The sequence below is a fragment of the Campylobacter helveticus genome (assembly GCF_002080395.1).
GTDB classification, from domain to species: domain Bacteria; phylum Campylobacterota; class Campylobacteria; order Campylobacterales; family Campylobacteraceae; genus Campylobacter_D; species Campylobacter_D helveticus.
Map to the genome: position 1 here is coordinate 1 of NZ_CP020481.1, position 3279 is coordinate 3279.

The 3279-nt window shown below is 32.8% G+C and carries 2 protein-coding genes; both read right to left on the minus strand.

Annotated elements, in window-relative coordinates; translation table 11 throughout:
• Positions 1 to 66 precede the first annotated feature (66 nt).
• Positions 67 to 1428: a hypothetical protein gene (locus tag CHELV3228_RS09935; RefSeq protein WP_082200911.1), complete on the minus strand. Its 1362-nt coding sequence runs from the start codon at positions 1426 to 1428 to the stop codon at positions 67 to 69.
• A gap of 235 nt (positions 1429 to 1663) precedes the next feature.
• Complete coding sequence (locus tag CHELV3228_RS09940) at positions 1664 to 2692, minus strand: replication initiation protein (protein ID WP_082200912.1); 1029 nt, start codon at positions 2690 to 2692, stop codon at positions 1664 to 1666.
• Positions 2693 to 3279: the final 587 nt, after the last annotated feature.

Genomic DNA, 3279 nt, shown 5'->3' on the forward strand with positions numbered 1-3279 from the left:
GTATTGAAAGCCTTAAAACTGCTCTAGGGGGCTGTCCCCCTTAATCTTTTTCAAGCTTGGAGAGTTTTAGAGTGAGAGTGTAAAGCCTTTATCTTGGTTTTTTTGTCGTTCTTGCTGTCTTAGCAATTCTTTTTCTTGCTTTTGTCGCCTTGTTAGTTCGTTATTTAAGGCGTTTTTTTCTAGTTCGCCCAATCCTGTTCTAAATGTGCTATTACTGCGTAGATATTCAATTTCCGCATTAAAATCAAGTTTTTTTAATGCTTCTTGTTCGGCTTTTGCGATGAAGTTGTTTAGCGCTTTGTTTTCTTTGGTTAAAAGCATATTTTCATAATCAAGTTCTCGTATTATGCTTTCTTTTTTGCTTAGCTCTGTCCGCATTCCCCCTTTTGCTTCACTTGCTTCATTTTTGGCTTTTTTTATTTCTTTGTCCTTTTGTATTAGTTTAGTTTCGTTTCGCTTTTGTTGGGCGATTATGGCGTTTTTAGCGATATTATATTTTTCATCTATGCTTTGAAAGTGTTTTCCGCCTGTAATGATATTTTTAAAATAATTCCATAAGCCTTTTTTCTCTTGTCTGCGTTTTTTGTCTAAGTCGTTAAAGGCTTCAGGGTATCCACTCTCTATTTTTTGTCTTTCATCGTTAATTTTTTTCTCTTTATGATTTAAACGCTTTTCTTCTGCGTTTAAATCCATTTCTTTTATTTTAAGCTGGTTACCCATTGCCTCAAGGTCGTTTTTCAATTTAAGGGCGGTTTCTTGCATTTTATCGTTATATTCTTTTGCTTCTCTTTGTGCTTCCGCAAATCTTTTAAAATCGTCTTGGTTTTGTATTCTTTTGGGTGCTTGAGGTTTGTAAGCCCTTTTTTCTTGCCTTGAAAGGTTATATTCTTGGAGATTAAAATATTTTTGCCCCCTTTGCATTTGTAAAGTTTCTGCGGCTAAGTCTTGGATTTTGCTTAGATTTTTTGGATTTAGTGAAGCTTGTTGCCTTGCAAGTTGTTTGCCTGTGTTTTTGTCTAGAGTAAAAAATACCGCGTGAGCGTGATAGTGTGTTACAAATTCGCCTTTTCCATTTGTATGCCCCTCGTCTCTATGGATTGAGATTTGCAAGGGTGTAAAGCCTGTAAGTTTTGCGATTTGCTCGGTTAATTTCTCACATTGCTCCATTGTGGTATTTTCGTTAATTTCATAAATAAACTCGTGATAGCTTCTTTCTTTTGGTGTCTTTTTCCCCTTTTTTCCCTTTTGTTTTTCCATTGCTTCGTTATAAAGCTTGTCGATTTCTCTTAAAGCTTCTTGGGCTGATTTATTGCATTCGTTTAAATGGCTTCGCTCTTTGTGTATGTTTGGGCTTGTGCTGTTTGTCCTGTCGTTATGTTGTAAATGTGGTGAGATTTTTGGATTACAATGGACTGCCCCTATTTTCATTTTTTGCCTTTGTGATGATTTGATTTTTATAAGCTCTATGATTTCTTTAGAGGGGTCAAGGGGCTTTCCCCTTGCACGCTAAAAAAGCTAAAAAATGTTAATTTTTTTTGCCTTTTTGGGATAGCGTGTATCCTAAAAAGAAAACTTTTTATTGTGAGATTATAACAAGAATTAACTAATTTTTGCTATAATTTTTGTATGAGTAAATTAGATAGAGAGAAAGAAAAAATCGGTTTTACACAATATTATTTTTAAAAGTATCAATCATTTTAAAAAACACTTCTTTATTTTTAGCGTTGAAAGTTTGTTCTATGTCATAAATTAAATTTTCAAATTCATCTCTTATAAGTCTTACTGCCATAAATTTTAATTCTTTATAATCGAAAGAATTTGCCTCATAAAGCATATTTTCATACACGAACCTAGCTTTATTTTTTACCATATTGTGTGCTATTCTTAAATATTTGTCCTCTTTGGTTTCTATTTTTTCGCTTTCTTTTGCTAGTTTTTGCATATCGATATTTTCAGGCTTAAAAGTAAAGGTTATGCCTGAAACCTTACCGCCACGCCCACGCCCTGCGGTTTTTTCTTTTTCGTAAAAAAGATTTTTAAAAGGCACTCTAATTTGGTCAAAAAGATTGCGTTCTTTAGAAAGCTCTTTAAGGGCTGGTTTTAAAATCCATTTATCAACTTCGCTTTGTCTATAATCTTGTGGTATCTTCATAATCCTGCAAAATTCTTCCCACTCAAAATAAGCTTTGCCTGTGGTTCTAAATTGCTTTAAAAGGCGGTAAAGTGTTTTAGCATATTTACCGCTAAGTTCTGCAAATTCTGCTAATTCAAAGGCTGTAAAACCAAATTTTTTATTTATTATCATATCGTAAAAACGACTTTGTAAAGTTATATGCACTTCATCAGCAATAATATTTGCTTCTTCAAAACAAACAAAATTATAAATCGTTTTTTCATTTTTTTGGTATGAAACAAGAAAATTGCAAAGTTTTTTTAAGCAATCATCAATAGCAAAGAAAATTTCTTTATAGTCCATTTTGCTATCGTTTAACCGACACAATTCAATAAACTTCTTTTGTGGAATAATTATTTTTCTTTTATCAGGGTTAAAAAACTTTTTTAAAAATGGCGTATTTTCTTTTTTGTCTTTGGTTAGCGAGATAATAGCCATAAACATATCCATTTGTATGGCTTTGAGTTCAGGCATAGGTAAAAGATTAAAATCATTATTATATTTAACTATTTCGCTCATTTGCATATCCAAAGTAAGACAATCAAGGCAAGGGGCTTCTCTGCCCCTGCGGTTTTGTTAGAAAAATACTTCAACTTTAAGCTTAAAAAACCTAAAATTTAGGTATAATCTCACAAAACGCTTACTATGTCGTTTCATAGTTAGCCTTGATTGATAAATTTCCGCCAAGAGTGAAAACTCAAGGCGGATTTTTTATTGTAGCATATTAAAAATAGATTGTCAATATAATTTCTCCCCTTAATAGTAGAATTTTCTCCCCTTAATAGTAGAATTTTCTCCCCTTAATAGTAGAATTTTCTCCCCTTAATAGTAGAATTTTCTCCCCTTAATATTTCGCTAGACCCCATCATATAGAGCTTAGAAAGCCCCCTAAAAATATATAAAAATATAAGAAAAATAAGAAAATTCGCGTGCGTATGTGTATGTGCGCGATTTACAAATTTGTTTTTCTCTTTTTGTAAAAAAAATAAACAATAGGGCGGGGGCTTGTTCGTTCGTTTGCTCTAGGCAAACTTCACGCCCCCGCACCCCATTTAAAACAATATCACGCCTTTGGCGTATTGTTTTTAGCTAATAAGTGATGATGA

Coding starts and splice junctions, on each gene's coding strand:
- CHELV3228_RS09940 (WP_082200912.1), bottom strand. CDS start 2,692: ATGAGCGAAATAGTTAAATATAATAATGATTTTAATCTTTTACCTATG.
- CHELV3228_RS09935 (WP_082200911.1), bottom strand. CDS start 1,428: ATGAAAATAGGGGCAGTCCATTGTAATCCAAAAATCTCACCACATTTA.